The organism is Bradyrhizobium sp. (assembly GCF_030646015.1).
In the GTDB taxonomy this organism is placed as follows: domain Bacteria; phylum Pseudomonadota; class Alphaproteobacteria; order Rhizobiales; family Xanthobacteraceae; genus Bradyrhizobium.
This window is the reverse complement of record NZ_JAUSLT010000111.1, coordinates 1-25,008: the sequence shown is the minus strand read 5'-3', so window position 1 is coordinate 25,008 and position 25,008 is coordinate 1. Positions and strand designations below refer to the sequence as shown.

The following is a 25,008-nucleotide window of genomic DNA, read 5'->3' as shown; positions in this document are numbered from 1 at the left end:
ATCCTCACGGCCTTTGCCGTGATCGTCGCGGTCGGCGTGGTCTACAACAGCGCCCGGATCGCCTTGCAGGAGCGCGCCTGGGAGCTCGCCAGCCTGCGGGTGCTCGGCTTTACCCGGGCCGAGGTGGCGCGGATCCTGTTCAGCCAGTTCGCCGCCGAAATCGCCCTAGCCATTCCGATCGGGCTGCTGCTCTCGCAGGGCGTCGTCACGCTGATCGCGCGGTTTCATTCCAACGAGAGTTTCCAGATTCCGGGAGTGGTGGGGCCGCGAACCTATGTGGTTGCGGTCGCCATTGTCGTGGCCGCCGCCGCGGCCAGCGCTTACATCGTACGCCGCCGGGTCGACCGTCTCGATCTGGTCGCGGTACTGAAGACGAGGGACTGACGATGCGGATCACGGCAGGTCGTGTGGGATTGGCGCTGGGCGCACTGGCCGCGGCCGCGGGCATCGCCTGGCTTGTGATGCCAAAGCCGGTCCCGGTCGAAACCGCGACCGTCACCAAAGGACGTTACGTCGCCAGCATCAACGAGGATGGCAGGACCCGCATTCGCCAACGTTATGTCGTCGCGGCCCCGCTCGCCGGCCGCCTGACGCGTGTCACACTCAAGGCAGGCGACAAGGTCGCCGCGGACGATGCCGTTGCCGCCATCCTGCCGCCGCCGGCGCCGCTGCTCGATCCGCGCAGCCGTCGCGAGGCCGAGGAACGGCTGGGCACCGCCGAGGCCGCGCTGGAGCGCAGCAAGGCGACGGTCGAGCGGACGAAGGCCCAGGCGGATCAGGCCAGGACCGATCTCGATCGCACCCGCACGCTTGCCGCGACCGGCGCGTCGACGGTGCAGGCACGCGAACGCGCCGAACTCGCCATGCGGGTGGCCGATCGCGACCTTCGGGCCGCAGAATTCCAGGCCCATGCGGCCGATCACGAACTCGCTCAGGCCAAAGCGCTGCTCGGTCGTTACAAGGATGGCTTGGACGGGCCGACCGAACCCTGGAGCCTTACCGCGCCGGTGTCGGGCGTGGTGCTGAGGGTCGCGCAGGAAAGCGAGACCGTGGTGCAGTCGGGCATGCCGCTGATGGAAATCGGCGATCCGCGCGACCTCGAAATCGTGACCGACGTTCTCAGCACCGATGCGGTTGAAATCCGTCCCGGCGCGGAGGTGACCATCGAGCATTGGGGCGGTCCGGGCACACTCTCCGGGCGGGTGCGCCGGATCGAGCCCGCGGCGTTCACCAAGGTGTCGACGCTCGGCGTCGAGGAGCAGCGGGTCAATGTGCTGATCGACGTGTTGTCGCCGCAGCAGCAATGGACCGGCCTCGGCGACGGCTACCAGGTGGACACCAGGATTACCGTATTCAGGCAGGACGACATCGAGATCATTCCGGTCGGCGCCCTGTTCCGTCGCGGCGACAGCTGGAGCGTCTACGTCACCGAAGACGGACGCGCACAACCACGCACCGTCGATCTGGTGCGGCGCTCCGGCGGCCTTGCGGCGGTCAGCAAGGGGCTCGCACTCGGCGAGCGCGTCATCGTTTATCCCGGCGATCAGATCAGCCCCGGCGTCCGGGTCAGCGTGAAGTGAGATGGCCGTTTCGGCTTCGCTTGCTCAGGCCCCCGGCGATTTGCCGGCGTTGCCGAGCGAAGCCGCCATCGCCTTGCTATCGACGCCAGGCTCGCGGCCCCGGGATTTCGGCCCCGGCCCGCGCATGTAGTGGCGCTCGGGGCGGTAGCGGTTGGTCAGGCGCAGCGGCACCAAACGCCGCAGCAATCGAGCCAATGCGGCTCCGAACGATTGACGCATGTGCTCCTCCTGTCCTCGTTCGACGAATCTCAAGCCGGAAGCTGGCCGGTCAGGCGCTCGTGAAACGCCGAGCTGCGCTGGTCGAGCCCGCTGAACACGACGGTGGCGCCGCGGTCGCGATACTTGGTTTCGATCGAATCGAGTGCGGCGACGGTCGAGGCGTCCCAGATCTGGGAATGGGTGAGATCGATGGCGACCCGCTTCGGATCGATCGCGTAGGAGAAGCGCTCCACCAGATCGTTGCTGCTGCCGAAGAACAGCGGCCCGTGCACGTCGTAGCGAACCGACAGGCCGTCGGCGCTGAGCGTGCGCTCGGCGCGGATGACATGGGCCACCCGGCGCGCGAACAGCACCATCGCCAGCAGCACGCCGGCGGCGACGCCGAGCGCCAGGTTGCCGGTGGCCACCGTGATCGCCACCGTGACGAGCATGACGATGGTTTCCGGGACCGGCATCCGCTTCAGCGTGGCCGGCATGACGCTGTGCCAGTTGATGGTTTTCAGCGCGACGATCATCATCACGGCGGCGAGCGCCACCATCGGGATCTGCGCCATCAGCCCGCTGAGGCTGGTGACCAGCAACAGCAGCACCAGGGCTGCGACCACGGTCGAGAGCCGGGTACGGGCCCGGCCGATCTTCACGTTGACCACGGTCTGCCCGATCATGGCGCAGCCGGCGACGCCGCCATAGAAACCGGCAGCGATGTTGGCAATTCCGAGCGCCCAGGATTCACGGCTCTTGTTCGACTTGCTGTCGGTGAGGTCGTCGACCAGCTTGGCGGTCAGCAGCGTTTCCAGCAACCCGACGAAGGCGATGCTCAGCGCCGTCGGCCAGATGATCTCGAGGGTTTGCAGGTTGAGCGGAACCAGTATCGGCGTGATGCCGGGCAATCCCGGCGCCATTGATCCCTCGCCGCCGACATTCGGCACCACGAGGTGCCCGATCATGACGATCGCGGTGACGACGACGATCGCCACCAGCGGCGCCGGCACCGCCTCGGTAAAGCGCGGCATGATCAGGATGATCGCCACCGACAGCGCGAACAGCGGATAGACCAGCCAGGGCACGTTGAGGACGTGAGGCACTTGCGCGGCAAAAATCAGGATGCCGAGCGCATTGACAAAGCCGATCATCACCGAGCGCGGCACGAAGCGCATCAGCCGCGCCAGCCCGGCAACGCCGAAGGCGATCTGGATGGCGCCGGCGAGAATGATGGCCGGCAGGATGTAGCCGACGCCGTGAAGCTTGACCATCGGGCCGACCACCAGCGCGATGGAGCCGGCCGCCGCCGTGACCATCGCGGTGCGCCCGCCGAGCACCGACATCACGAGGCCCAGCACCACGGAGGCGATCAGCGCCACCTTGGGATCGACGCCGGTGATGAACGAAAACGAGATCACCTCGGGGATCAGGGCCAGCGCCGTCACCAGCCCCGCGAGGATTTCGCGAACCAGCACGACCGGAGAGCGGAGCGCCGATGTTACGGAAATGGCGTCCTTGAAAAAATCCGTCTGTTCTGTGGTGGCGGTGATGGTCATGAGAAGAGGCTCCGAAGAGTGAAAACTTCAATGTCCCGGCGCGGACGAACGCAGGACGCAGCGAAAGCCGATATGGGTGGTCGCGGTATCCAGCGACTGGCTCTGACGCGCCGCCGGCCGGTAGCGCAGGCAGTAGTTGGGGGCGCAGAGATGCGAACCGCCCTTCACCACCCGGGCCACGGCGTGGTCGACGCTTGCTTTCGACTGGCAGCAGGATGGTTTGTCGGCGGTAGCGCGCGGCAGGTCGTAGGCCGTGGCCGTCCACTCCCAGACGTTGCCGATCATGTCGTAGAGGCCGAAAGGATTGGCAGGGAACGCGCCGGCGGGCGAAGTGCCCTCGTAGCCATCCTCGGCCAGATTCTCGAAGGGAAACCGCCCCTGCCAGGTGTTCGCCATGGCCTGTCCATCCGGCGCGAATTCCTCGCCCCAGGCGTAAGTGGCGTCGTCGAGTCCGCCGCGTGCCGCAAACTCCCACTCGGCTTCGGTCGGAAGCGCCTTGCCGGCCCAGGCCGCATAGGCCGAGACGTCTTCAAACGAGACGTGAACCACCGGGTGATCGGCGCGGTCATCGATGTTGCTGTCGGGTCCTTCGGGATGCTGCCAGTTGGCGCCGGGGACATAGGCCCACCACGCCTGGTGATCGCGCAGGCCGACCGGGCCGGGCGGCTTGGTAAAGACGGCCGAGCCCGGCACCAGCAGCAAGGGATCGGCGTCCGGATACGCAGCGGGATCAGGCGCGCGTTCCGATGTGGTGAGATATCCGGTCGCCCGCACGAATGCGGCGAAATCCGCATTGGTCACCGGCCGCGGGTCGATCCAGAATCCGCCGACGCTGGCGGGCCGGGCCGGCCGTTCCTCGCGATAGAATTTGTTCGAACCCATGATGAAATCGCCCCCGGGAATCCAGACCATGGATTCCCGGTTGGCGACGACGGGCGCGCGGCCGGCCTCGGCTCCGCCGCGGAGAGGGCTCAAGTCCTCCCCGCGGGTTTCGCCGGCCGCCGATCGCGCACGCGTCGTATCTGCGTTCAGGTCAGACATCGCTGCTTCAGGCTTCCGCGAACTTCTTCGGCACGAAATCGAGCGGTGCTCCCGGCGGGATCAGCTCTTCCTTCTTCTTGCTGTTCTCGAAATCCCGGATGATGCGTTGCGCGTGCTGCATCACCCACCAGCGCACGTAACGCTGGTTGACCGCCTCGCGCTCCTTCGGGTCTTCCTTCAGGTGCGTGATGCGGGCGAAGCCGAGATCCAGTTCGGGATCGTGGAAATGCTGCTGCCGCTTGAAGTTGATCTTGAAGTCCTTCCATTTCACCGCATGCAGTTCGTCCTTGAGCCAGACGATGCAGGAGTCGCGGTTCGAGGTTTCCTGCTGTCCGAGCAGGAACGCGCTCTGGTCGACGCCGTCGATCAGCCGGTCGCTCGGCGGCTTGCAGCCGGCGAAGCTCAGCAACGTCGTGAACATGTCGGTGACATGCAGCATTTCATTGCTTTCGGTGCCGGCCTTGATGTGGTTGGGCCAGCGGATCAGACACGGCGTGCGGATGCCGCCTTCGGCGGACGAGAAATACGAGCCGTCGAAAAAGCCGCCGGTGCCGCGGCCGGCGAGATGATCCTCGGCGCCGTTGTCGCCGCACATCACCACGATGGTGTTGTCGGCCACGCCGAGTTCGTCGAGCTTGTCGACCAGCACGCCGAAATCATGGTCGAGCATCAGGAGGCAGTCGCCCCAGTCGCCATTGTCGCTCTTGCCGACGAATTCGTCGCGCGGGCTCATCGGGAAATGCATCAGCGAGTGGTTGAAGTAGCAGTAGAACGGCTTGTCGTCCTTGACCGCCTTCTCCATGAACTTGAGGGCGCGCTTCTGGTATTCGAGATCGCAGGTCTTTTTGGTTTCCATGGTGAGCTGCTCGTCGAGCAGCGGCCCGCAGCCCTTGCCCTTGAAGCCTTCATGCATGTGCGAAAATCCGTCGCGCTCCGGCACGTAGTGTGGATCCGTCGGCCACATGCATTCGTCGTAGGTACGCAGCGGGCCATACCATTCGTCGAAACCGTGATCGGTCGGGAAGCGTCCGTCTTCGGCGCCGATGTGCCACTTGCCGTAGATCGACGAGGTGTAGCCGGCTTCCGCCAGGATCGACGCGATGGTCCGCTCCCAGGTGACGATGCCGCCGCCGTTGCCGCCGAGCGCGATGGTGTGGTTGCCGGAGCGGATCGGGAAGCGTCCGGTCATCAGCGCCGAACGGGTCGGCGTGCACTGCGGCTCAACAACATAGTGCGTGAGCTTCGCACCCTGCTTGGCGAAAGCGTCCATCCGCTTGGTATCGGCGCCGCGCAGCATGCCGCCGCCGTAGCAACCCAGCTCTCCCATGCCGAGGTTGTCCACGTGAAAAAACAGAATATTTGGTTTCTTGGCCATTGGTAACTCCGATTGATAGATGCGGGCGCGAGTCGTCGATGACGCGCGCGCCTGTCGCGTCTTGCTTGATTTTGCGTACTTGATTGCTGGTTCGCGCCTGTCAGGCAGCGACGTTCAAAATGATGTCAGAAGATTTCGCCTACTCCTTTCGGTCCCACTTTCATTCCAAAGCCTGAGAGGCCGCGGTCCTTGAGCTCGGGTGCCATGGCGGCGAGCGATTCCTCGCGGATCAGACCCTTGAGTTCCTGCACCAGGTTCATGAACTCCGGCGAATCGGTCATTTCCGCCTTGCGCGGGCGCGGCAGCGGCACCTTGATTTCCGCCTTGATGCGTCCCGGCCGAGCGGTCATGACGTAGATGCGATCCGAGAGGAAAATCGACTCCTCGATATCGTGGGTGATGAACAGCACCGAGATGCGGAATTGCTGCCAGATGTTGGTCAGGATTTCCTGCATCACGACCCGGGTCTGGGTGTCGAGCGCGCCGAACGGCTCGTCCATCAGGAGCACCTGCGGGCTGGTCGCCAGCGCGCGGACGATGCCGATGCGCTGCTTCATGCCGCCGGAAAGCTGGTCGGGATAATGGTTCTCGAACGAGAGCAGCCCGGCGAGATCGAGCAGCGAGCGCGCAGTGATGTTGCGCTTGTTCTGGTTCTCGCCCGCCATCTTCAACCCGAACTCGACGTTCTTGCGGACCGAAAGCCACGGAAACAGCGAATACTGCTGGAACACGACGCCGCGGTCCGAGCCGGGCCGGGTAATGGGCTTGCCGTCCAGCACCGCTTCGCCTGATGTCGGCTTGACGAAGCCGGCGACGATGCTGAGCAAGGTCGACTTGCCGCAGCCCGAAGGCCCGATCAGCGATACGAATTCGCCGGGCTGGACGTTGAGCGAGACATCCTTGACCGCCACGACCGCGCTGTCGCCGCTGCCGAAGGTGACGCCCATGCTGCGGACGTCGATGAAGCCCTTGCGAACCTCGGTATCTGCGTCGATGACGGTCATCGCTTGCTCCCCGATGCGAAGGCCAGCCACGGCATCAACAGGACGCCGACCATTCGAATGATGCCGCTGCACGCCAGGCCAAGGACGCCGATCGTGATCATGCCGAGCATGATCGCGGGATAGTCCACCAGCGAGTAGGCTTCCCAGGTGAAGTAGCCGACACCGTACTGACCGGAGATCATCTCGGCGGCGATCAGCGAAACCCAGGCGACGCCCATGCCGACCGCGAGGCCGGTGAAGATGTGCGGCAGCGAGCCCGGCAGGATCACATTCCAGAACAGCTGCGGCTCATTGGCGCCGAGGCAGCGGCCGGCCCGTATCAGCACGCCGTCCAGCGAGTGAACGCCGTGAATGGTATTGAGCAGGATCGGGAAAAACGCGCCGATGAAGGTGATGAAGACGATGGCGGCCTCGTTGTTCGGCCACAGCATGATCGACATCGGCACCCAGGCGATCGCCGGGATCGGCCGCAGGATCTCGGTGACCGGCATGAACAGGTCCCGCACGCGCGCATACCTGCCGATCATCAGTCCGAGCGGCACGCCGATGGCGATCGCAATGGCGAAGCCGGTCAGAATGCGCCGCACGCTCATGGCGATGTTGTAGACGAACTTGTTCGACAGGCCGACCTGCATCGCCTGCTGAAACACCTCGGCGGGCGTCGGAACGTTCTTGAAGCGGATATAGAATTCGAACCGGTATTTGGTTCCGAGATACCAGATCAGGAACAGGGTGCCGATCGAGACGCAGGCCAGCACCGCCGTGATCATCCGCTCGCGCGTGATGTGCTTCAGCAACCCCTGCGCCACATCGCGCAGGGAAACGATCGGAACGATCTCCGGCTCCGGTGCCACCGGCTCGATGGTGGCGGGTTTGGTCAACTCGGGCGTTTCGTGCGAAGCCGGCTCGGGCGCGGATGCCACCATGCTCTCGACCACTCGCCCGGCGTCGGCGTCGACGCCGGGGATCGGGACTGCTGCAATATTCACCCTGGCCATGCTGCCCATCGGATTTCCCTATTGGCCGACGTTGATCGCGGTGAGGGCTTCGGCGTAGGTCGCAACCTTGCCGCCGTTCTTGGCGGCATGCGCCTCCGCGTCCTTCTTCAGCAGGAACGGCACCACGTCCGGCTTTTTGAGGTCCGCCTTGATGGCGTAGAAGGCGGCATCGGCGAACAGCTTGATGCCCAGCTCATGATCGACCAGATAGACCGCGTTGAACTTCTTGCCTTCAGCGGTGTACTTCTTGACGCCGAGCAGGGTGCAGACCGGCGAACTGAACGGCACGATATCGCCGCCCTGGATCCAGACTTCGCCGACCAGCTTCGGATTGTCGACCGGCACGTTGCAGACGGGATCGGTGCCCTTGACGTTGTAGGTATCGTACGCGGCAAGCTGCTTGTCGTAGTCGAGCCCGAGTTCCTTGTAGGTCTGCCGCACGTAGCTGTCGTTGACCCAGGCGCCGATATCGAGCGGCTTGATCATGTTGAGCTTCTGCAGGATCGCGTAGTTGGCGCCGATCGAATCGACCCAGGCTTTCTTGATCGTGGGGTCGAGCGTATGCACGCCGCCGGGGCCGAGGAAGACGTAGACCACTTCCTTGTTGATCTTGGTCCATTCCTCGACCTTCTCGGCGCCGACCTTGGGATTCTTGCGCATCCAGTCGTTCGCTTCGAGCAGGGCCTTGAGATAGGCGACGACGATCTCGGGATATTTCTCGGCAAAATCCTTCCGGACCACGACGCCGTGGAAGGTCGGCACCTTGGTCTCGGCGCCGTCATAGATCTTGCGGGCGAAACCCTTGAACGGCAGCAATTCGGCGAAGGGGACGAAATCGCCATGCGCGTCGATGCGCTTTTCCTGCAGGTTGGTGGTGCCGACTTCAGGCGATTGCGAAACCAGATTCCAGAAATCCGGCGACAGGCCGCGCTTCTGCAGCGACGTCAGCATCATGCCGTGCGCGGCGGAGCCGAACGGCACCGAGACGTTCTTGCCCTTGAGATCGGCCAGTTCGTAGAACGGCGAGTCCTTGTGGACGACGATGCCGTTGCCGCCGCCATGGGCGTTATAGGCGATGATGGCGATCAGCTGGGTTTCGTTCTTGGTGGCCTGCCCGGTGGCGCCGTTCACCATCAGCGGGTAGTCGCCCATCATCCCGATCTGGATATTGTTGGCCATCATGCCGTTGGTGATCGGCGGACCGGACGTGGAGTTCTGCCAGGACAGCGTGTACTTGAAGTCCTTGTACTTGCCGGTCTTGGGCAGGTGCTTTTCAAACAGGCCGAGTTCTTTCAGGACGACACCGCCGGTGACGGTATTGGTCGTCGTATTCTGCGTGCCGATACCGATCTCGAGGGTGGTCTGCGCATTGACCTGAACGGTCATCAGCGTGACAGCCGCCGCGGCGAGCATGGGCAGTAAACCAGGGACTTTCGAGGCAGGGCCGACGCGCATGAGAACAATCCTTTCGAACTAAACCATGTGGGAATGTGAGACGATGTCGGTGCGCGGCGCTGCGGCGGCACCAAGCGAAAGCTGCCTGGCAGCGGACATTCGTTTTTCATTATTGTGCAAGCGACGTGCCATTAACCCTGTGCGGGAGGCACCCGCCGGGCACGGATCGCCAGGAACATGCGCAATGAAGGAATTGAATGCCATCTTGCCGTCAGCTCGTTGCTTCCATCACGAACGGTCGAACGTTCGATGGCCAAGTCTGAACGGCTCACTGGCGATCTGGAACGGCAAAGGCTTCGAACAAGCAACGTATTGCGAAGAAATGTCAGGTTGCTCAATAAATGGACATCGCTGGCGCGGGTACTGGCGATTCAATGAGCAAGTGACCGCGGTTTAGCCAAGGCCGGCCGGGAATCGGAGAATCGCGGCGTCCGGGAAGCACGTCAGCGCATGCGGTCGGTCCGATGACGTCGGCTGGCGACAGGCATCAAGCCGCCTCTGCGCATGCCAGGACACGTTCCGATGCAATGCGAGAATGCGGCGGCGTCCTGGCATACCCCGCGCGGCGCATTGACTCGCGTTGCCTGCGTCCGCTTGCCGCGGCCTGCTTCAGCAAGCAGCGCGCGATCTCCTCTCAGGCCTCGCCCGATGCCGCGATTTTGGTGGTCTTGCCGTCACGGATCTCGCTCAGCAATTCGGCGTTCTTTATCACCAGGTTCGCGCCGTGCATGTGCAGGATGCCGAGTTCGGCAAACCGTTTCAGGCTGGTGGTGACGGACTGGCGCGTGACACCCGTCATGTGCGCAAGGTCGGCGTGGGTGAACGACGCGGCAATCAAGGTGCCCTCGCGCTCCTCGACACCGTACAGGTTCATCAGGTGCAGCAGCAGTTGCGAGAGACGTTCGATCGGCGACCGCGTGCCGAGCATTTGCGCCAGCGCCGAATAGCACTGGCCCTTGAAACTCAGGCCTTCAATGATGCCGATGGCGAGCGCCGGGATCGTCAGCACCATCTGGCGCAGCACGTCGCCGGGCAGATGAAGCACCGTGCTGTTGACGGCCGCCGCTCCGGACCAGATGTGCAGGCCCTGCCTGAACACCTCCGGACCGCCGACGAAATTGCCGGAATGCCAGTAGGCCAGCGTAATTTCGCGTCCCGATGGCGCGATGTAGAACACCTTGATCCGCCCGCTCTCGATCAAATAGATGCCGTCTTGCGGGCTGCCCTGGCTGAACAGCTTGGCGCCGCGGTAGAGCACCTTGCGCTTTCCGGACTCCAGCACGCGGGCTTTTTCGCCTTCCGTCAGGCCGCGAAACAACGGAGGGGGTCCGCTGCGCTGCGTTCCCCCCTCAGTCATCAGCAGAGCCCCGAATTGGGGCTCGCCGGCCTGGGGCTTCTCCGTTGGAGTCCGTGGTGGTGACAGGTTCTTGCTCATCCCGTATCCGCTCGAAACCGAGACTGTACCAGAGCTCAGGTCGAGACTGAAGGCCAGCGGACCATTGGACGCAACGAGCTTTCAGCTCGGCCGCGCCAATGGCCGGCGGATCAGCTCCGCTTTCCCTTGCCCCTGACCGAGGTCAGGAGGGCCTTGTCGAGTTCGATGCGTTTCTCCAGAAATACCGTCACGGCCTTGATGCGCGCGATATGCAGCAGGTCTTCATGCACCGAAAGCCAGATGTCGCGCATGGAGAACAGTTCCGGCATCACCGGCCGCAGCTCCCGGTCGTTCGCCGCGACATAGGACGGCAGCATCGCGATGCCCTGCCCGTTCGCGACCGCGATGTATTGAGCGACCAGGCTGGTGCTGCGGAACACGGTATGCGTGGGGCGCAGGATATCGGAGAGCCAGCGGTTTTCCTTGCTGTAGATATGATCCTCGATGAAATCGATGAAGGCGTGGCTCTCGAGTTCCTTCAGCGTTTTCGGATAGGGATGGTCGTCGAAATAGTTACTCGAGCTGTAGAGCGATATCTTGAACTCGCCGACCTTCTTGACCGACAGGCGCTTGCCCTGCGGCCGGAAAAAGCTGACGAAGATGTCCGCCTCCCGCCGGCTGAGGTCCAGCAGCCGCGTATCCGTGATCAACTCGACCTGAATGGAGGGATAGACCTTGTTGAAATCCCCGATGCACTTGGTGAGATAGAAGCTTCCGATCCCCTCCATCGCCGCGATCCGTACCGCGCCGCCGGCATCCGCCTGCTCGATCCCGATGGCTTCCACCATGGAGTTGGCCTGGCTCTCCATGCCCTCGGCATATTGCAGCAGGCGCAGCCCGATTTCGGTCAGGGTGAAGCCGGATTTGCTGCGCTTGAACAGCGTGGAATTCAGGCTGCGCTCCAGCTCCCGGATGCGCCGGCTCACCGTGGTATGATCGACCTTCAGCTTCTCGGCCGCGCGAACGAGGTTGCGCTGACGCGCCACTTCCAGAAAGTAGACGACGTCGTTCCAGTCATAGCGGAGCTTGCGCTGTGGCTTGGCCACTCCCTTGACGATCCTTCGCGGCTGCCGGCGGCTGGTGCCACCGGCCTTCGAATCGCGATCGAGCAACACTCCCATTTTCGGGTTCGGCTAGGCCGCGACGATCGGAGCGTATGTCTCCACCAGCCGGTTTGCAAACATATCGACCTTCGGGATCATCAGCTTCTGGCGGCAGACCGCGAGATCGATGTGCTTGGGCATGACAGCGCCGAGCTTCAGCACCCGCGGCGCCGCGACGTTGATATCCCATTGCGGGAAGCCGTTCGGCGGAATCACGACGCTGCCGCCGGGGTAAGGGCAGTCGGTGCGATTGGCCAGCACGACCGCCACCCGGTTGTCCTCGGCGCGCGGCACCGCCAGCAGCTCGCGTTCGAACGGCTCGCGCAGCGCGGCGGGCCACAGGATGATGTCCGCGCCCCCGATGGCGAGACAGCGCGAGGTTTCGGGAAAGACCGCGTCATAGCCCGACATCACGCCGATGCGGCCGAACGGGGTGTCGAACACCGGATAGTCAAAGCCCGCAACCGCCCATTTGCGTTCCTCTGCGGTCAGATGCGTCTTGCGATACCGGCCGATTTCCTTGCCGTCCGGCCCGACCAGCACGGTTGTTACATACATTCCGGCCGCTGCCCGCTCGACGATCGGGGCGGCGATCAGGCAGCCATACTTCGCCGCGATGGCGGCGATGCCGGACAGGTTCGATGCCGTCTGGTCGGCCAATGCGGCGGCTTCTTTCGCGTTGAGGATACATTCGCCGGAGAACGCATATTCCGGCAGCACCAGAACCTTGACGCCAAGCTTCGCGGTGTGATCGACCATGGCGAGCACCTCGGCAACCGGCGTGTCATCGGTGACGTGCATCTGCACGGCGGCGACCTTGGTCACGGATTTCGACGGGATCAGCGGCTTGTCGGCTGCGCCGAACACCGGCGTCTTTTCATAGGGCAACGCCATGGCCCCGTAGGTATCCGGCCGCCGGTCGGCGATCTTGTCGTTGGCGGCATAGATCGACTTGTCGGCGGCGGCATCGAGATCGACGTCGCAGATCGCCATGCCGTGGGTGTCGTAGGGAACCTTGGAAAGCACCCTGCCCTTCGGGTCGACGATCATGCTGCCGCCCGGGTAATAGATCGACCGTTCATAGCCGGCCTTGGTGGCGGCGACGAGCCAGACGCCGTTTTCGTAAGCCCGCGCCGGGCCCCACATATCGGCCTGATCCATGGCGAAGAAATTCGCCATGTCGACAATCACTTCCGCACCCTGCATTGCCATGGCGCGGAAGATTTCCGGAATCCGGCCGTCGAAACAGATCAACAGGCCGATACGGCCGAGATCGGTGTCGACCACCGGACATCCGCGTTCGCCGAAGCTGAACCAGTTCTGGTCGTGGGTGGCCAGGAACTGCTTGTGATAGTGGCAGGCGAGCTTGCCGTTGCGGTCGAACATGACCCCGCTGTTGAAGATCTTTTCCCTGGCGGGATCCCATTCGGTGATGCCGCTGGCGATATAGACGCCGTGCTTGCGGCTCAATTCCGAAAGCGCGGTGACGAACGGCCCGTCGGTCACGGTCTCCGCAAGCTCGCGGCAATGCGCCGGCGAATCGAACAGGTAGCCGGTGTCCATGCATTCCGGGAACACGATCAGCTCGGCGCCCTGCCGCACGGCGGCCTCGACGTATTGCGTGGCCAGCGCGATGTTGTAGTCGAAGTCTCCAAGCCGGGCGAGTGTCTGCACCGCGGCGGCGCGAAAACGGCGCTTCGTCATATCCATCTCCAGTTATCGGTTGTTGCTGTGTTTCATCCACGCCATCGAAACCTGACGGCAGTCAGTTGCGGCGCGGGACGTCACTTCTTGACCTCCTGCCAAAAGCGATCGAGGCAGTGGCGCTTGAGCGCCATGAAGCGTTCCCCGGTGGTGACCTCGAGGTTGCGTGGCCAAGGCAGGTCTATTTCGACGATCTCGGCCACTTTGGTCGGCCGTCGCGTCAGCAGCACCACCTTGTCGGCCAGTTCGATCGCCTCATCGAGATCGTGCGAAACCAGCAGCATGGTGGTCTTCGTCTTCATGAAGATCTTCTGCAGCTGTTCGCGCATGAACATCGTCATTTCGTAGTCGAGCGCCGAAAACGGCTCGTCCAGGAACAGCACCTCCGGCTCCGTTACCAGCGCGCGCAGGATCGAAACCGCCTGCTGCTGGCCGCCCGACAGGGTGTAGGGATAGGCATCGAGATCGATCCGGACCTCGAAATCGGCGAGCAGCTTTTCCACGCGATCGCGGCGCTCCTTGCGGGGGATGCCCATGACCTTCAGCGGATAATGGATATTGTCGATCGCCTTCAGCCAGGGGAACAGTGCCTCGCGGTAGTTCTGGAACACGTAGGATATCCGCGTATCGCTGATGCGCTGGCCGTCATACAGGACTTCGCCTGAATCCATCGGCATCAGGCCGGAGACCATGTTGATCAGCGTGCTCTTGCCGCAACCGTTGGGGCCGAAGATCGAGATGAAATGCCCGAGCGGCAGATCGACGGCAAAATCGTCATAGACCACGGCGTCGTTGAAGGTCTTGCGCAGGCCTCGGATCGTCATCAGGGCCTGCCGTCCCGGCTTCGACGCGGCAGTCTGCGACACCTCTGCTGCTGCAGGCTCCATGGGCCTGATCGGCGCGACGTTGCTCTTGACCATCTTCAGGTTCCGAGCTCGGCCCTGGTCAGCAGCTTTTCGCGCACGTTCAACGGTCCGGCCAGCACCCCCTCCTTGATGAAGATATCGACCAGGGCCTGATACGACTTGATATCGGTGTCGTTGAGATCCTTGAACCCGCGCAGATAGGGCTGGGCCAGCAATTCGAGCTGATCCGGCTTGATCGGCGTGTATTTCGGAATCGCCGCCTTGTATTTGGCGAAATCCGCATTGACGAGGTCGGTCGCCGCATCGATCACGGAGACCACGCGCTTGGCGACGTCAGGACGTTCCTTGAGAAATTTGGTCGTCATGATCGACGCGCCGGAATAGAACGGATCGGCGATGACGCCGGCCACCGGATTGGTCATGGCGCGCATGGCCTTGCCGGACGCCACCGCAATCGAGCCGACCGGCTCCAGCGACAGCGTTGCATCCACGGTGCCGCCGACGACCGCCGGCACCTGCATGGCGACCGCCAGATCGATCAGCTTGACGTCCTTGTCCGGATCGAGGCCGGCGGCGCGCACCATGTGCCGCGAAATCGTCCGCCACTGGATGCCGGGCACGTGACCCAGCGTCTTGCCCTTGAGGTCGGCAAATACCTTGATGGGTGAGTCCGGCTTGACGATCAGGCCGTCATTGATCCTGTTGACCGCGATGCCGCCGCCCTGCAGGCCGAAAACCTTGAGCTTTCCCGGAAACTTCGACTCCGCGATCATGGCGATGCCGGCGGCGGCACCCGGAGGTCCGAAGTCGGCGCGCTCCGCGATCAGCGCGTCGATGATCTGGTTCGGCGATTCCATCTTGTTGGAGTCGATTTCGATGCAGGCCTTCTCGAACAGCTTCTCCTCGATCGCAACGTAGTAGGCGGTGGTCTGCATGATCGGCAGCCAGGCGGCCGTCACCTTGTCCATCTTGTCGCAGGCGGCATAGGCGCCGCCAGAGCCGGCGGACATGGCGACCGCGACGGCGGCGGCGAACAGAACTGATTTTGACATCGCATTTACCCCTGGAGAGATGGTTGAAATGGCGGCGGTCATTTGCCCGACCAGTGGATGACGGAGCGTTCGAGGAAGAGCAGCAGGAGGTTGAGGCCGTATCCCATCGCGCCCGCCACCAGGATCGAGCCGTACATGTCGGTCAGCGAGTAGGAGATCTGCGCATCGATGATGCGATGGCCCATGCCGTCGGTGGCGCCGATGAACATCTCGGCCACGATGATCACCACCAGCGCGAGCGACACCGCGGTCCGCAGCCCGACGAAGGTTTGCGGCAAGGTCTCGAAGAAGATGACGTCGCGGAAGATTCGCAGCGACGATGCGCCCATCGACCTGGCGGCGAGAATGCGCGTCTGCCGGGCGTTCATCACGCCATAGGCGACGTTGAAGACGATCACCAGCCAGGCCGCGAACGCTGCGACGGCGATCTTGGCGAGATCGCCGAGACCGAACAGCAACAGGAACAGCGGAAACAGGGCTGTAGCGGGGGTCGAGCGAAAGAAGTCGACGATGAACTCAACCGAGCGGTAAACCGCCGCCTTGGCGCCGAGCACGATTCCTATCGGCACGCCGGCGACGATGGCGATCACGATCGAGTATGCCACCCGCATCAGCGTGCGCGAAAAATCCTTGGTCATGCTGCCGGACCAGATGTTGGCGGCGGTATCGCGCAGCGTTTCGATCGGCGACGGCAGCAGATCCTTGTTGACCCATCCGCCCTTGGCCGCGAGCCACCAGACGGCAATCAGCAGGATCGGACCGACCGCAAGCTCCAGCGCGCGGCGGGATCCCTTGCTGTTCAATCTGGAGAATGCGTTGCGCATATCGGCTCTGGCCTTCCCGAAAGACCGAGCGTCGCTTGCACATCTTGCTCACGCCGTTTGGCCACCGTGATCATTGCCCAACCCGACGGAAAGGAAATGCCGAGTTGTGCAACGCACTGTGCATTTTTGCATATTCAAAGCAAATTGATGGCTGATCAATTTGCACTCATGCATGCACAGTTTTTGGGCAGCGTCTCGGCGAACTGACGATGGGAGATCGAGCGATTGATGCAACCAGACGCAAAGACGTTAATGCCCGGCACATGGCCGGGCATTACGATCAGGTGGGATGTCGCGCGAGCCGGCACTTCGCGCCTTACGCGACGAAGCACGAAACAGTCAGCCCTCGAACTTGAAGGATACCTTGAGCTTGGCGCGGTAGGCTTCGATCTTGCCTTTGGCGTCCAGTTGCATGTCGAGCTGGACCACTTCGGCGACGCGCAGATCGCGCAGGGATTTGCTGGCCCTGTTGACGGCGGCGGCAGCCGCCTTTTCCCAGGAATCCTTGCTGGTGCCGACCAGTTCAATGACCTTGTAGACGCTCTCTGCCATTGTCGTCCTCCCGTTGCTGTTAGGCAGGACGCAGGTGCTCCTGCCGCAAGGCCAAGCCTAGCACCGGGATACCAGCGCCGAAAGGATGCGGCGCAACATGCTTCCGTGTGACGCAGGCGAGCATCGCGCCAGTTTAATGACTCCCGTCAAAAAAATGACCGGGCGGCAGTTGCCGTCCGGTCATTCGGATCATTTGCTTACTACAGCGATGCGCTGCCTCAGATCGCGTATTTGAATTCGGGCATCGCCTTCAGCTGATCCTTGGTGGCGCTGATCACGGCATGGTCCGGATACCACGGATTGGGCTTCGCCGGCGTCGCGGCAGTGGTAGCGGTGTTGGCCGCGCCCGTGGTCGTGGTGGAGCCCGGACGGGGACCCGCCGCGCCCCCTGCGCCCGCCGTGCCGGTGTAGGCGATCGGCTCGGTGACGAACTTGACCTTGTCGAACGGCAGCGCGACCAGATGCTCGCCGACGCCGAGGAAACCGCCGACGCCGATCACCACGCCCTTGATGTTGCCGCTCTTGTCCATCAGCAGATCGTTGATCGAGCCGAGGCTCTCATTGGCTTCGTTATAGACGCTGAGGCCGACCAGTTTCGATCCGCGCCAGTTGCCCTGGAACGAGGTATCGGAAGCGGCAGCGGCGGTCGCCGGCTTGGCGCTGTCCGTGGTTGCGGCCGGAGTTTGCGCGAACGCGACGGTCGCGAGCAACGCGGAACCGACCAAACCAGCCGTCATGAATTTTGCCAACATGTGAAGTTCTCCCTGAAATGAAATCGATAGGGAGAAAACCCGCCACGCTGTCGCCCGTTCCCTTCGCCGCACACATTTTCGAGATTGGCGAAGAAGGTTCCGCGCCGTCACGCGGGCATCAAAATGCGCTGCGCTGCCGCGCGTCTCTGACGATTGTTATGCAGCTGCGATCAGAACCCGCCCCAATAGGGCGGCGTTCCGTAATAGCGATGCAGCTCGGTCTCCTGCGAGCGGTCGCCCCAGTCGAAATCCTTGTCGGCGCGGAACGACGGCGCGCGCCGCAGCTCCTCGTCGTCGATGTCGAGTTCGTAGGCCTCGAACTTCGGATTGTAGCTGAGACGCGCCCACGGCAACGGCAGCAGGTTGGTTCCCATGCCGAGGAATCCGCCGAAGCCGAGAATGGCGTAGGACACCTTGCCGCTGATCTTGTCGATCATCAGCCGCTCGATGTGGCCGATCTTGTCGCCGTTCGGTCGTCGCACCGCAGTGCCTTCGACCCGGTCGCTCGCGATCAGCTGGTGCGGTTTGGTCATGACATCGGTCATCATCATCCCTCCCTGGGTTGATGAAAGCAATTAACGCGATGCCCGCCCAACTGTTCCTCAGGCCGTTCCGTCAGGCCGCCAGAGCCTGCTCCGAATGCGATGCATCGTAGAAGGCCACCGCTTCGAACTTGTAATCGCAGGCCTTGCAGTGCCAGAGATAGGAAATCCGCCGTGGACCATTCTCGGTCCAGTCGGGTGCCGCGATCGGCGCGCCGCACTGGGCGCAGGGATTTTCACGGGGCAGATAGCCGAAATCTCTTCGGGCCATGCGCATCTCCCTTGTGGTCGTCTTTGGGTATTGGATGTGGCTGAACGCAAATTGGACAGGATCACTGCCGCATACGAACGCTGGGTTGATCGTAATTATTGTCGTGCCTGAAGTCTAATCAACAACTGTGACGGCACCCAAATCGTAGGGTGGGCAAAGCCAACGGTCGCGCGAATGCGCGTCCGATGGCGTGCCCACCATCCTTTTTCGCTGGTGGGCACACTTCCACCTTCGCTCTTCGAGCTCGGCGGAAGCTTTGCCCACCCTACGATTTCGAATTTTTCACTTCGCCTTGGGATCGACGGCCGGCTCGATCGTATGCACGGCACCGGGCATACGCAGATGAATGGTGGCGATGTCGTCGCTGTAAATTTTCTGCCAGCCGTCGATATGATCGAGCAGCCTGGTCGCCGCACTTTGCGTGCGCATCAGCGTCGCCTCGATGCTGTATTGCTCCAGCAGCCGGAACAGGTTTTCCGGCTGCATCAGGCCGGAGGCCGCGTTGTGGTCGACGAAGAATTTCTCGCCATAGAGTTCGGTGCGGCCGTCGATGAAGGGGGCGACGCCGTTGGCGATCAAATAGCCGCCGAAATCGTAATCGTTGAACACGCGCGAAAGATTGAGTTGCTTCAGCGCCGCCACCGCCGCGACCGGCGAACCGCGGGTGTGCGGCTCGAAGCGATGCACCGACGCCCAGGCCATGGTCCCCGCCAGCAATACGATCCCGACGCCCGCGAACAGCACGCCGCGCGGCGCGGCGCTTGAATGGACCGGCTCGGCGCCGCCGATCTGCCGCGCCAGCGGAGCGGCGAGCAGCAGCGGGCCGAGCAGCGCCAGGATTTCGCCGGCGCGCGCCTGCGAGAGCGCCATGTGCAGCAGGCCGAGCAGCAGCACGATGCGCAGCGGCGGCAGCCGGATGCCGCGATACAGCGCCAGCCCGATGCCGAGCAGCAGGCAGACTTCGAGCGCGCCGAGGCTGCCGAAATCGGCCGGCCGCCATTCCATGATCAGCGGCAATGCGGCGCCGAGGCCGAGAATTTTTTGCGAGGCCAGCAGCGCATGCCAGCCATAGGGCGTGGCAAAACTGGTCAGCAGCGCGGCGAAGCCGAACGCCGCCCAGCGCAGGATGAGCGTCTTGCGCAAATGCGCCTCCGCGCTCACCACCGCATCGAGCGCGATCGGCGCGATCAGCACCAGGCCGAACACAAAGCCGCCATGCAGATTGGCCCACAGCGCCATCAGCGGCAGCAGCCAGAATGACGGCGCGCGGCGCCGGTCCGCCGCCGCGATCATGCCGCCGACCCACGCCACCATGACAGGCAGCGCCAACACATGCGGCCGCGCCAGCAGATGCGGCACCGTCAGCGCCAGCGCGGCGGCGATGAACACCAGCGTCGTGCTTTCGCTCAGGCGCCGGCACAGGAATTTCGCCAGCAGCGCGAAGGTGGCTGATATCGCGCCGGCCGCCAGCACCACCGGACCGCTCCAGCCGAAGACGGCATAGGCTTTGGCATAGAGCACCTGCGCCAGCCACTGTGTCGAGATCCAGGGCTGGCCGCGCATGGTGAAGGAATAGACGTCGGTTTCCGGCACGGCGCGGTTATCGATGATCCACTGCCCGACGGTGATCTGCCACATCGTATCGGGATCGATCAGCAGCCGGTTTCCGGCCAGCAGAAACAGCGCATAGATGCCGGCGCCGACCCATAGCGGCAGCAACCCGCGCAGCGGGCCCGCCTGCTCGGTGGCATGGGTAACGGACAGGGTCATTGACGCGGCCGGATTTGAGGGCTTTACAGCCGATCGAACCACGCCAGGGCATAATTCTTGGTAAATCCACCCCCTCGGGGCGGGAACAAACCCCTGACAAAGCCGGGTTTTTGCCACATCGCCGCCCGGCGATTGCAACAATCCGGGCCTTCAAACGTTCAACCCCGCAATCCCGCCCGTTCGAGGCCTTTTCCCAAATGAAACGTCTGCTCTCGCTCGCATGGCTCGTCGCCATGGCCGCCCTGCCATTTTCGCAATCCGCCCAGGCACAGCGCGCCGATTACGAGGCGATGGTCGCGACCCACGCCCAGGCCAACGGGGTTCCGGAAACGCTGGTGCATCGCGTCATCGTGCGCGAGAGCAAGTACCAGGCGCATCTGGTCGGGCGCGGCGGCACCATCGGCCTGATGCAGATCAAGCTCGCGACCGCGCGCGGCCTTGGCTACACCGGCGATGCCGAAGGCTTGCGCGATCCCAACACCAACCTCACTTACGCGGTCAAATACCTCGCCGGCGCTTATCGGGCCGCCAATGGCGACGCCAACCGCGCCGTCGGCTATTACGCCGGTGGTTATTATTACGCCGCCAAGCGGCAGCGGCTGGCGGGCAGCCGGCACGAACATGCCACCCGGGTTGATCGCGCCTGGAACGCCCGCGCCGAGGTACCGAAGCGATAGCCCTCGTGTCCCGGGCGCGACATTCCGTGCAGTTCCCCGCCAGACGCGTTGACACCCCGCGCCATCGGCTTACATTAGCCCTGTTCCGAGGGGAGCTCCGATGAGGAGCTGAGATACCGCACGCTCAAAACGCTGTTCGCAGCAGGAGAGACCGCGGTGACCCTTTGAACCTGATCCGGGTCATGCCGGCGAAGGGACAGGGATGTACCAGAGTTCGAAGCCACAGCGCGGGCCGTTGCCCGCAGCTTTCAGGGGGGATTCCCCCGTTTCCATCATCGGCGCCGGCATTGCCGGCGCCTGGCAGGCGCTGTTGTTCGCGCAGGCCGGCCACGACGTCACGTTGCACGAGCGCAGCGACGAAGCGATGATGCTTTCCACCAGCCACTGGGCCGGCGGCATGCTGGCGCCCTATTGCGAGAGCGAGATCGCCGAACCGATCATCAGCCGGCTCGGCCTGCGCGCGCTCGATCTGTGGCGCCGCGAATTGCCGGATACCCCGTTCAACGGCTCGCTGGTCGTGGCGCACAGCCGCGACCGCAACGATTTCGAGCGATTTGCGAAGCTGACATCCGGCCACAAGCGGCTCGATGCGCAGGCCTTGGCCGAACTCGAACCCTCGCTGGAGGGCCGTTTTCGCGATGCGCTGTTTTTCGCCGACGAAGGCCATGTCGAGCCGCGCCGCGTGCTGCCGAAACTGCACGAACGCATCATCGCCGCCGGCGGCACCATCCGCTTCAACAGCGAGCCCGCGGCCGACGACCTCGAAGGGCTGGTGATCGATTGCCGTGGCCTCGCCGCGCGCGACGACCAGCCCGAGTTGCGCGGCGTCAAGGGCGAATTGATCCTGATCGAGACCGACGAGATTCAACTGGCGCGCCCGGTGCGGCTGATCCATCCGCGCTGGCCGCTCTATGTGATTCCGCGCGAGGACAATCTCTTCATGCTGGGCGCCACCTCGATCGAATCCGAGGACACCGGCGTCAGCGTCCGCTCCGCGCTGGAGCTGCTGGGCGCCGCCTATGCGGTGCATCCGGCGTTCGCCGAAGCGCGGATCCTCGAATTCGGCTCCGGCCTGCGCCCGGCCTTTCCCGACAATCTGCCGCGCATCGCGGTCCACCAGCAGCGCATCACGGTCAACGGGCTCTATCGCCACGGCTTCCTGATCGCACCGGCGCTGGCGGAACTGACGCTCAACTATGTCGAGCGCGGCCAGATCGACAACGAGGTGATGCGATGCGTGTGACCGTCAACGGCGAGCCCCGGGAGATTTCGTCGGATCGCGTCGACGCGCTGCTCGGCGAGCTCGACTACGAGGGCACCCATTTCGCCATCGCGCTGAATTACGACGTGCTGCCGAAGAGCAAGTGGGCGGAGACGCCGCTCAAGAGCGGCGACGAGATCGAGATCATCACGCCGCGGCAGGGAGGGTGAGGGTAATGATGGCGATATCTCTCACCACGTCGTCCCTGCGAACGCAGGGACCCATAACCACCGGATGGCGGGGCTACAAGAGGCCTCTCACACGGTGCCACAACGAGAATACACGGCGTATGGGTCCCTGCGTTCGCAGGGACGACGGCTGTGGGTTTGGACGACAATCATGCTGAACTTCTACGGAAAAACCTTCACCTCCCGCCTGCTGATCGGCAGCGCGCTGTATCCGTCGCCGGCGATCATGCAGAACGCGATCCGCGCCTCCGGCGCCGGCATCGTCACGGTGTCGCTGCGGCGCGAGGCTGCCGGCGGCAAGACCGGCGATGCGTTCTGGTCGCTGATCCGCGAGCTCGATGTCACGGTGCTGCCGAACACCGCCGGCTGCCGCAGCGTGCGCGAGGCGGTGACCACGGCAAAACTGGCGCGCGAATTGTTCGGCACCTCCTGGATCAAGCTGGAAGTGATCGCCGACAACGACACGCTGCAGCCCGACGTCGTTGGCCTCGTCGAAGCCGCCGCCATCCTGATCAAGGACGGCTTTGAGGTGTTCCCCTATTGCACCGAGGATCTTTCCGTGGCGATGCGGCTGGTCGATGCCGGCTGCAAGGTGGTGATGCCGTGGGCGGCCCCGATCGGCAGCGCCAAGGGGATCACCAACCGCGATGCCTTGAAACTGCTGCGCGACCGGCTGCCCGACATCACCCTGGTGGTCGATGCCGGGCTGGGCGCGCCGAGCCACGCCGCGCAGGCGCTGGAACTCGGCTATGACGCCGTGCTGCTCAACACCGCGATTGCCAAGGCCGCCGACCCCGTCGCGATGGCCAATGCCTTCCGGCTCGGCGTCGAGGCCGGCCGCATGGCTTACGAAGCGGGCCTGATGGAAGCCCGCGATTTCGCTTCCCCTTCAACCCCTGTCGTTGGGACACCGTTCTGGCATGCCGTATCCTGATAAATTCTATCCCGTCGTCGACACCGTGGCCTGGGTGGCGCGGCTGGCGCTGCTCGGCGCCGGCACCATTCAGCTGCGCGCCAAGGATCTCAACGATTCCGAGGCGCTGCAGATCGTCTCCGACGCGCTGGAGGTGATCAGGGGCACGGATGCAAAACTCGTGGTCAACGACTACTGGCGCGCGGCGATCGTGGCCGGCGCCAAACATCTGCATCTCGGCCAGGAGGACCTGGTCGACGCCGATCTCGCCGCGATCCGCGAGGCCGGGCTGACGCTGGGGATTTCGACCCATGATGACGAGGAGCTGGAAACCGCCTTGCGCGCCAAACCCGATTACATCGCGCTCGGTCCGATCTTCCCGACCACGCTGAAATCGATGCGCTTCGCGCCGCAGGGCATTCCGAAGATCACGGAGTGGAAGAAGCGCATCGGCAATATCCCGCTGGTGGCGATCGGCGGCATCAAGCTGGAGCAGGCCGCCAAAATTTATGCCGCCGGCGCCGACAGCATCGCCGTCGTCAGCGACGTCACGCAAAATCCCGACCCCGACGCGCGGGTGCGCGCGTGGCTGCAACTGCATCCGGAGGCGGCATGACCGGCGCCTGTTGCAGCCCCCCCACCCCAACCCTCCCCCGCAAGCGGGAGAGGGGGCGCAGCGTGCGCGTGTCTACGATCTCGCGCCCAAACGAAATCACTCGCAGCGAACTCCCCCTTCCCTCTCCCGCTTGCGGGGGAGGGTGGCGCGCGCGTCAGCGCGCGACGGGTGGGGGCCGCGGCGCGCACCATGACCAATACGAACAACAAAGCTCCACAGGAGGATAACCCATGAACATCCGCTCCAACCCCGACACCACGCTGCCCGCCGTCACCACAGGCCCGCTGCCGTCCTCGCGAAAGATCTTCGTGACGCCCGACGAGGCGCCGGACCTGCGCGTTCCCCTGCGCGAAATCATCCTCAGCAAGGGCGCCGGCGAGCCGGACCTGCCGGTCTATGACACCTCCGGCCCCTACACCGATCCTTCCGTGACCATCGACGTCAACGCCGGTCTCGCGCGCGGGCGCATCGCCTGGGTGAAGGAGCGCGGCGGCGTCGAGGAGTATCAGGGCCGCGACATCAAGCCGGAAGACAACGGCAATGTCGGCGCCTCGCATGCGGCAAAATCCTTCACCGCGCATCACAAGCCGCTGCGTGGGCTAGGCGACCACATGATCACGCAGCTGGAATTCGCCCGCGCCGGCATCATCACCAAGGAGATGATCTACGTCGCCACCCGCGAAAACCTGGGGCGCAAGGTGCAGCTCGAACGCGCCGAGGCCGCCATCGCCGACGGCGAAAGCTTTGGCGCCGCGGTGCCGGCCTTCGTCACGCCGGAATTCGTCCGCAGCGAGATCGCGCGCGGCCGCGCCATCATCCCCTGCAACATCAACCACGGCGAACTCGAGCCGATGATCATCGGCCGCAATTTTCTGACAAAAATCAACGCCAATATCGGCAACTCCGCCGTCACCTCGTCGGTCGAGGAAGAAGTCGACAAGATGGTGTGGGCGATCCGCTGGGGCGCCGACACCGTGATGGACCTCTCCACCGGCCGCAACATCCACACCACGCGCGAATGGATTCTGCGCAACGCGCCGATCCCGATCGGCACTGTGCCGATCTACCAGGCGCTGGAAAAGTGCGACGGCGATCCCGTCAAGCTGACCTGGGAGCTCTACAAGGACACGCTGATCGAGCAGTGCGAACAGGGCGTCGACTACTTTACGATCCACGCCGGCGTGCGGCGGCCCTATATCCACCTCCCCGCCAACCGCGTCACCGGCATCGTGTCGCGCGGCGGCTCGATCATGGCGAAGTGGTGCCTGGCGC

General features: G+C 63.7%; 26 protein-coding genes and 1 riboswitch. Of the genes, 8 read left to right on the top strand and 18 right to left on the bottom strand.

Annotated features, from left to right (window positions below; genetic code table 11):
• Together Q7T45_RS17935 and Q7T45_RS17930 are read left to right on the top strand one after the other, a co-directional pair.
• A partial coding sequence (locus Q7T45_RS17935) for an FtsX-like permease family protein (protein ID WP_304872354.1) occupies positions 1 to 384 on the top strand: 384 nt, incomplete at its 5' end.
• A gap of 2 nt (positions 385 to 386) precedes the next feature.
• Positions 387 to 1,580 (top strand): efflux RND transporter periplasmic adaptor subunit, encoded by a 1,194-nt coding sequence (locus tag Q7T45_RS17930; protein ID WP_304872352.1) that lies wholly within the window; start codon positions 387 to 389, stop codon positions 1,578 to 1,580.
• A gap of 24 nt (positions 1,581 to 1,604) precedes the next feature.
• On the opposite strand, the gene Q7T45_RS17925 is transcribed toward Q7T45_RS17930, so the two are convergent.
• The 18 genes from Q7T45_RS17925 to Q7T45_RS17840 form a co-directional block, all read right to left on the bottom strand.
• Positions 1,605 to 1,799, bottom strand: a complete 195-nt coding sequence (locus tag Q7T45_RS17925) for a hypothetical protein (RefSeq protein WP_304872350.1) — start codon at positions 1,797 to 1,799, stop codon at positions 1,605 to 1,607.
• Positions 1,800 to 1,828: 29 nt separating this feature from the next.
• Positions 1,829 to 3,337, bottom strand: coding sequence for a SulP family inorganic anion transporter (locus tag Q7T45_RS17920; RefSeq protein WP_304872349.1), 1,509 nt, complete (start codon positions 3,335 to 3,337; stop codon positions 1,829 to 1,831).
• Between the two features lie 27 nt (positions 3,338 to 3,364).
• Positions 3,365 to 4,249 (bottom strand): formylglycine-generating enzyme family protein, encoded by an 885-nt coding sequence (locus Q7T45_RS17915; RefSeq protein WP_304872357.1) that lies wholly within the window; start codon positions 4,247 to 4,249, stop codon positions 3,365 to 3,367.
• Between the two features lie 136 nt (positions 4,250 to 4,385).
• A complete protein-coding gene (locus Q7T45_RS17910; RefSeq protein ID WP_304872346.1) occupies positions 4,386 to 5,753 on the bottom strand; it encodes an arylsulfatase in 1,368 nt (455 codons plus the stop codon).
• A 125-nt stretch (positions 5,754 to 5,878) separates the two neighbouring features.
• Positions 5,879 to 6,757, bottom strand: coding sequence for an ABC transporter ATP-binding protein (locus Q7T45_RS17905; RefSeq protein ID WP_304872345.1), 879 nt, complete (start codon positions 6,755 to 6,757; stop codon positions 5,879 to 5,881).
• Positions 6,754 to 7,755 (bottom strand): ABC transporter permease, encoded by a 1,002-nt coding sequence (locus tag Q7T45_RS17900; protein WP_304872343.1) that lies wholly within the window; start codon positions 7,753 to 7,755, stop codon positions 6,754 to 6,756. Before Q7T45_RS17900 ends, Q7T45_RS17905 begins: the two co-directional genes overlap by 4 nt.
• An 18-nt stretch (positions 7,756 to 7,773) precedes the next feature.
• Positions 7,774 to 9,210: an ABC transporter substrate-binding protein gene (locus tag Q7T45_RS17895; protein WP_370691308.1), complete on the bottom strand. Its 1,437-nt coding sequence runs from the start codon at positions 9,208 to 9,210 to the stop codon at positions 7,774 to 7,776.
• A 634-nt stretch (positions 9,211 to 9,844) separates the two neighbouring features.
• Positions 9,845 to 10,567, bottom strand: a complete 723-nt coding sequence (locus tag Q7T45_RS17890; RefSeq protein ID WP_304872342.1) for a Crp/Fnr family transcriptional regulator — start codon at positions 10,565 to 10,567, stop codon at positions 9,845 to 9,847.
• A gap of 188 nt (positions 10,568 to 10,755) precedes the next feature.
• Positions 10,756 to 11,766: a LysR family transcriptional regulator gene (locus tag Q7T45_RS17885; protein WP_304872341.1), complete on the bottom strand. Its 1,011-nt coding sequence runs from the start codon at positions 11,764 to 11,766 to the stop codon at positions 10,756 to 10,758.
• A gap of 12 nt (positions 11,767 to 11,778) precedes the next feature.
• A complete protein-coding gene (locus Q7T45_RS17880; protein ID WP_304872340.1) occupies positions 11,779 to 13,452 on the bottom strand; it encodes a carbon-nitrogen hydrolase family protein in 1,674 nt (557 codons plus the stop codon).
• Positions 13,453 to 13,532: 80 nt separating this feature from the next.
• On the bottom strand, positions 13,533 to 14,372 hold the full coding sequence (locus tag Q7T45_RS17875; protein WP_304872338.1) for an ABC transporter ATP-binding protein: 840 nt from the start codon (positions 14,370 to 14,372) through the stop codon (positions 13,533 to 13,535).
• A gap of 2 nt (positions 14,373 to 14,374) precedes the next feature.
• Positions 14,375 to 15,370 carry an ABC transporter substrate-binding protein gene (locus tag Q7T45_RS17870; protein ID WP_304872337.1) on the bottom strand — a complete coding sequence of 332 codons (996 nt, stop codon included), beginning with the start codon at positions 15,368 to 15,370 and terminating at the stop codon, positions 14,375 to 14,377.
• Between the two features lie 38 nt (positions 15,371 to 15,408).
• Positions 15,409 to 16,194, bottom strand: coding sequence for an ABC transporter permease (locus Q7T45_RS17865; RefSeq protein WP_304872336.1), 786 nt, complete (start codon positions 16,192 to 16,194; stop codon positions 15,409 to 15,411).
• Positions 16,195 to 16,533: 339 nt separating this feature from the next.
• A complete protein-coding gene (locus Q7T45_RS17860) occupies positions 16,534 to 16,746 on the bottom strand; it encodes a dodecin family protein (protein ID WP_304872335.1) in 213 nt (70 codons plus the stop codon).
• A gap of 218 nt (positions 16,747 to 16,964) precedes the next feature.
• A complete protein-coding gene (locus Q7T45_RS17855; protein ID WP_304872334.1) occupies positions 16,965 to 17,498 on the bottom strand; it encodes a PRC-barrel domain-containing protein in 534 nt (177 codons plus the stop codon).
• 170 nt (positions 17,499 to 17,668) lie between these two features.
• The gene (locus tag Q7T45_RS17850) at positions 17,669 to 18,046 is read right to left on the bottom strand and encodes a PRC-barrel domain-containing protein (protein ID WP_370691306.1); all 378 of its coding nucleotides are present in this window, start codon (positions 18,044 to 18,046) and stop codon (positions 17,669 to 17,671) included.
• Positions 18,047 to 18,113: 67 nt separating this feature from the next.
• Positions 18,114 to 18,311 carry a hypothetical protein gene (locus Q7T45_RS17845; RefSeq protein ID WP_304872331.1) on the bottom strand — a complete coding sequence of 66 codons (198 nt, stop codon included), beginning with the start codon at positions 18,309 to 18,311 and terminating at the stop codon, positions 18,114 to 18,116.
• A 282-nt stretch (positions 18,312 to 18,593) separates the two neighbouring features.
• Positions 18,594 to 20,081 carry a hypothetical protein gene (locus Q7T45_RS17840; RefSeq protein ID WP_304872329.1) on the bottom strand — a complete coding sequence of 496 codons (1,488 nt, stop codon included), beginning with the start codon at positions 20,079 to 20,081 and terminating at the stop codon, positions 18,594 to 18,596.
• Between the two features lie 197 nt (positions 20,082 to 20,278).
• On the opposite strand from Q7T45_RS17840, the gene Q7T45_RS17835 reads away from it, so the two are divergent.
• From Q7T45_RS17835 to Q7T45_RS17810, 6 genes are all read left to right on the top strand, one after another.
• Entirely contained in the window at positions 20,279 to 20,758 is a 480-nt protein-coding gene (locus tag Q7T45_RS17835) for a lytic transglycosylase domain-containing protein (protein WP_304872328.1), read from the top strand.
• A gap of 78 nt (positions 20,759 to 20,836) precedes the next feature.
• Positions 20,837 to 20,973, top strand: a riboswitch (TPP riboswitch).
• Positions 20,961 to 22,001, top strand: a complete 1,041-nt coding sequence (locus tag Q7T45_RS17830) for an FAD-dependent oxidoreductase (RefSeq protein ID WP_304872327.1) — start codon at positions 20,961 to 20,963, stop codon at positions 21,999 to 22,001. (Overlaps the previous riboswitch by 13 nt.)
• Positions 21,992 to 22,189, top strand: a complete 198-nt coding sequence (gene thiS / locus Q7T45_RS17825) for a sulfur carrier protein ThiS (protein ID WP_304872326.1) — start codon at positions 21,992 to 21,994, stop codon at positions 22,187 to 22,189. The genes Q7T45_RS17830 and thiS overlap by 10 nt, the downstream gene beginning before the upstream one ends.
• A 169-nt stretch (positions 22,190 to 22,358) precedes the next feature.
• Positions 22,359 to 23,141 (top strand): thiazole synthase, encoded by a 783-nt coding sequence (locus Q7T45_RS17820; protein ID WP_304872325.1) that lies wholly within the window; start codon positions 22,359 to 22,361, stop codon positions 23,139 to 23,141.
• The gene (locus Q7T45_RS17815) at positions 23,128 to 23,736 is read left to right on the top strand and encodes a thiamine phosphate synthase (protein WP_304872323.1); all 609 of its coding nucleotides are present in this window, start codon (positions 23,128 to 23,130) and stop codon (positions 23,734 to 23,736) included. Before Q7T45_RS17820 ends, Q7T45_RS17815 begins: the two co-directional genes overlap by 14 nt.
• Positions 23,737 to 23,966: 230 nt before the next feature.
• Positions 23,967 to 25,008 (top strand): phosphomethylpyrimidine synthase ThiC (locus Q7T45_RS17810; protein ID WP_304872322.1); only part of this gene is annotated, 1,042 nt, incomplete at its 3' end.

Coding starts and splice junctions, on each gene's coding strand:
- Q7T45_RS17930 (WP_304872352.1), top strand. CDS start 387: ATGCGGATCACGGCAGGTCGTGTGGGATTGGCGCTGGGCGCACTGGCC.
- Q7T45_RS17925 (WP_304872350.1), bottom strand. CDS start 1,799: ATGCGTCAATCGTTCGGAGCCGCATTGGCTCGATTGCTGCGGCGTTTG.
- Q7T45_RS17920 (WP_304872349.1), bottom strand. CDS start 3,337: ATGACCATCACCGCCACCACAGAACAGACGGATTTTTTCAAGGACGCC.
- Q7T45_RS17915 (WP_304872357.1), bottom strand. CDS start 4,249: ATGGTCTGGATTCCCGGGGGCGATTTCATCATGGGTTCGAACAAATTC.
- Q7T45_RS17910 (WP_304872346.1), bottom strand. CDS start 5,753: ATGGCCAAGAAACCAAATATTCTGTTTTTTCACGTGGACAACCTCGGC.
- Q7T45_RS17905 (WP_304872345.1), bottom strand. CDS start 6,757: ATGACCGTCATCGACGCAGATACCGAGGTTCGCAAGGGCTTCATCGAC.
- Q7T45_RS17900 (WP_304872343.1), bottom strand. CDS start 7,755: ATGGCCAGGGTGAATATTGCAGCAGTCCCGATCCCCGGCGTCGACGCC.
- Q7T45_RS17895 (WP_370691308.1), bottom strand. CDS start 9,210: ATGCGCGTCGGCCCTGCCTCGAAAGTCCCTGGTTTACTGCCCATGCTC.
- Q7T45_RS17890 (WP_304872342.1), bottom strand. CDS start 10,567: ATGACTGAGGGGGGAACGCAGCGCAGCGGACCCCCTCCGTTGTTTCGC.
- Q7T45_RS17885 (WP_304872341.1), bottom strand. CDS start 11,766: ATGGGAGTGTTGCTCGATCGCGATTCGAAGGCCGGTGGCACCAGCCGC.
- Q7T45_RS17880 (WP_304872340.1), bottom strand. CDS start 13,452: ATGACGAAGCGCCGTTTTCGCGCCGCCGCGGTGCAGACACTCGCCCGG.
- Q7T45_RS17875 (WP_304872338.1), bottom strand. CDS start 14,372: ATGGTCAAGAGCAACGTCGCGCCGATCAGGCCCATGGAGCCTGCAGCA.
- Q7T45_RS17870 (WP_304872337.1), bottom strand. CDS start 15,370: ATGTCAAAATCAGTTCTGTTCGCCGCCGCCGTCGCGGTCGCCATGTCC.
- Q7T45_RS17865 (WP_304872336.1), bottom strand. CDS start 16,194: ATGCGCAACGCATTCTCCAGATTGAACAGCAAGGGATCCCGCCGCGCG.
- Q7T45_RS17860 (WP_304872335.1), bottom strand. CDS start 16,746: ATGGCAGAGAGCGTCTACAAGGTCATTGAACTGGTCGGCACCAGCAAG.
- Q7T45_RS17855 (WP_304872334.1), bottom strand. CDS start 17,498: ATGTTGGCAAAATTCATGACGGCTGGTTTGGTCGGTTCCGCGTTGCTC.
- Q7T45_RS17850 (WP_370691306.1), bottom strand. CDS start 18,046: ATGATGACCGATGTCATGACCAAACCGCACCAGCTGATCGCGAGCGAC.
- Q7T45_RS17845 (WP_304872331.1), bottom strand. CDS start 18,311: ATGGCCCGAAGAGATTTCGGCTATCTGCCCCGTGAAAATCCCTGCGCC.
- Q7T45_RS17840 (WP_304872329.1), bottom strand. CDS start 20,081: ATGACCCTGTCCGTTACCCATGCCACCGAGCAGGCGGGCCCGCTGCGC.
- Q7T45_RS17835 (WP_304872328.1), top strand. CDS start 20,279: ATGAAACGTCTGCTCTCGCTCGCATGGCTCGTCGCCATGGCCGCCCTG.
- Q7T45_RS17830 (WP_304872327.1), top strand. CDS start 20,961: ATGTACCAGAGTTCGAAGCCACAGCGCGGGCCGTTGCCCGCAGCTTTC.
- thiS (WP_304872326.1), top strand. CDS start 21,992: ATGCGTGTGACCGTCAACGGCGAGCCCCGGGAGATTTCGTCGGATCGC.
- Q7T45_RS17820 (WP_304872325.1), top strand. CDS start 22,359: ATGCTGAACTTCTACGGAAAAACCTTCACCTCCCGCCTGCTGATCGGC.
- Q7T45_RS17815 (WP_304872323.1), top strand. CDS start 23,128: ATGCCGTATCCTGATAAATTCTATCCCGTCGTCGACACCGTGGCCTGG.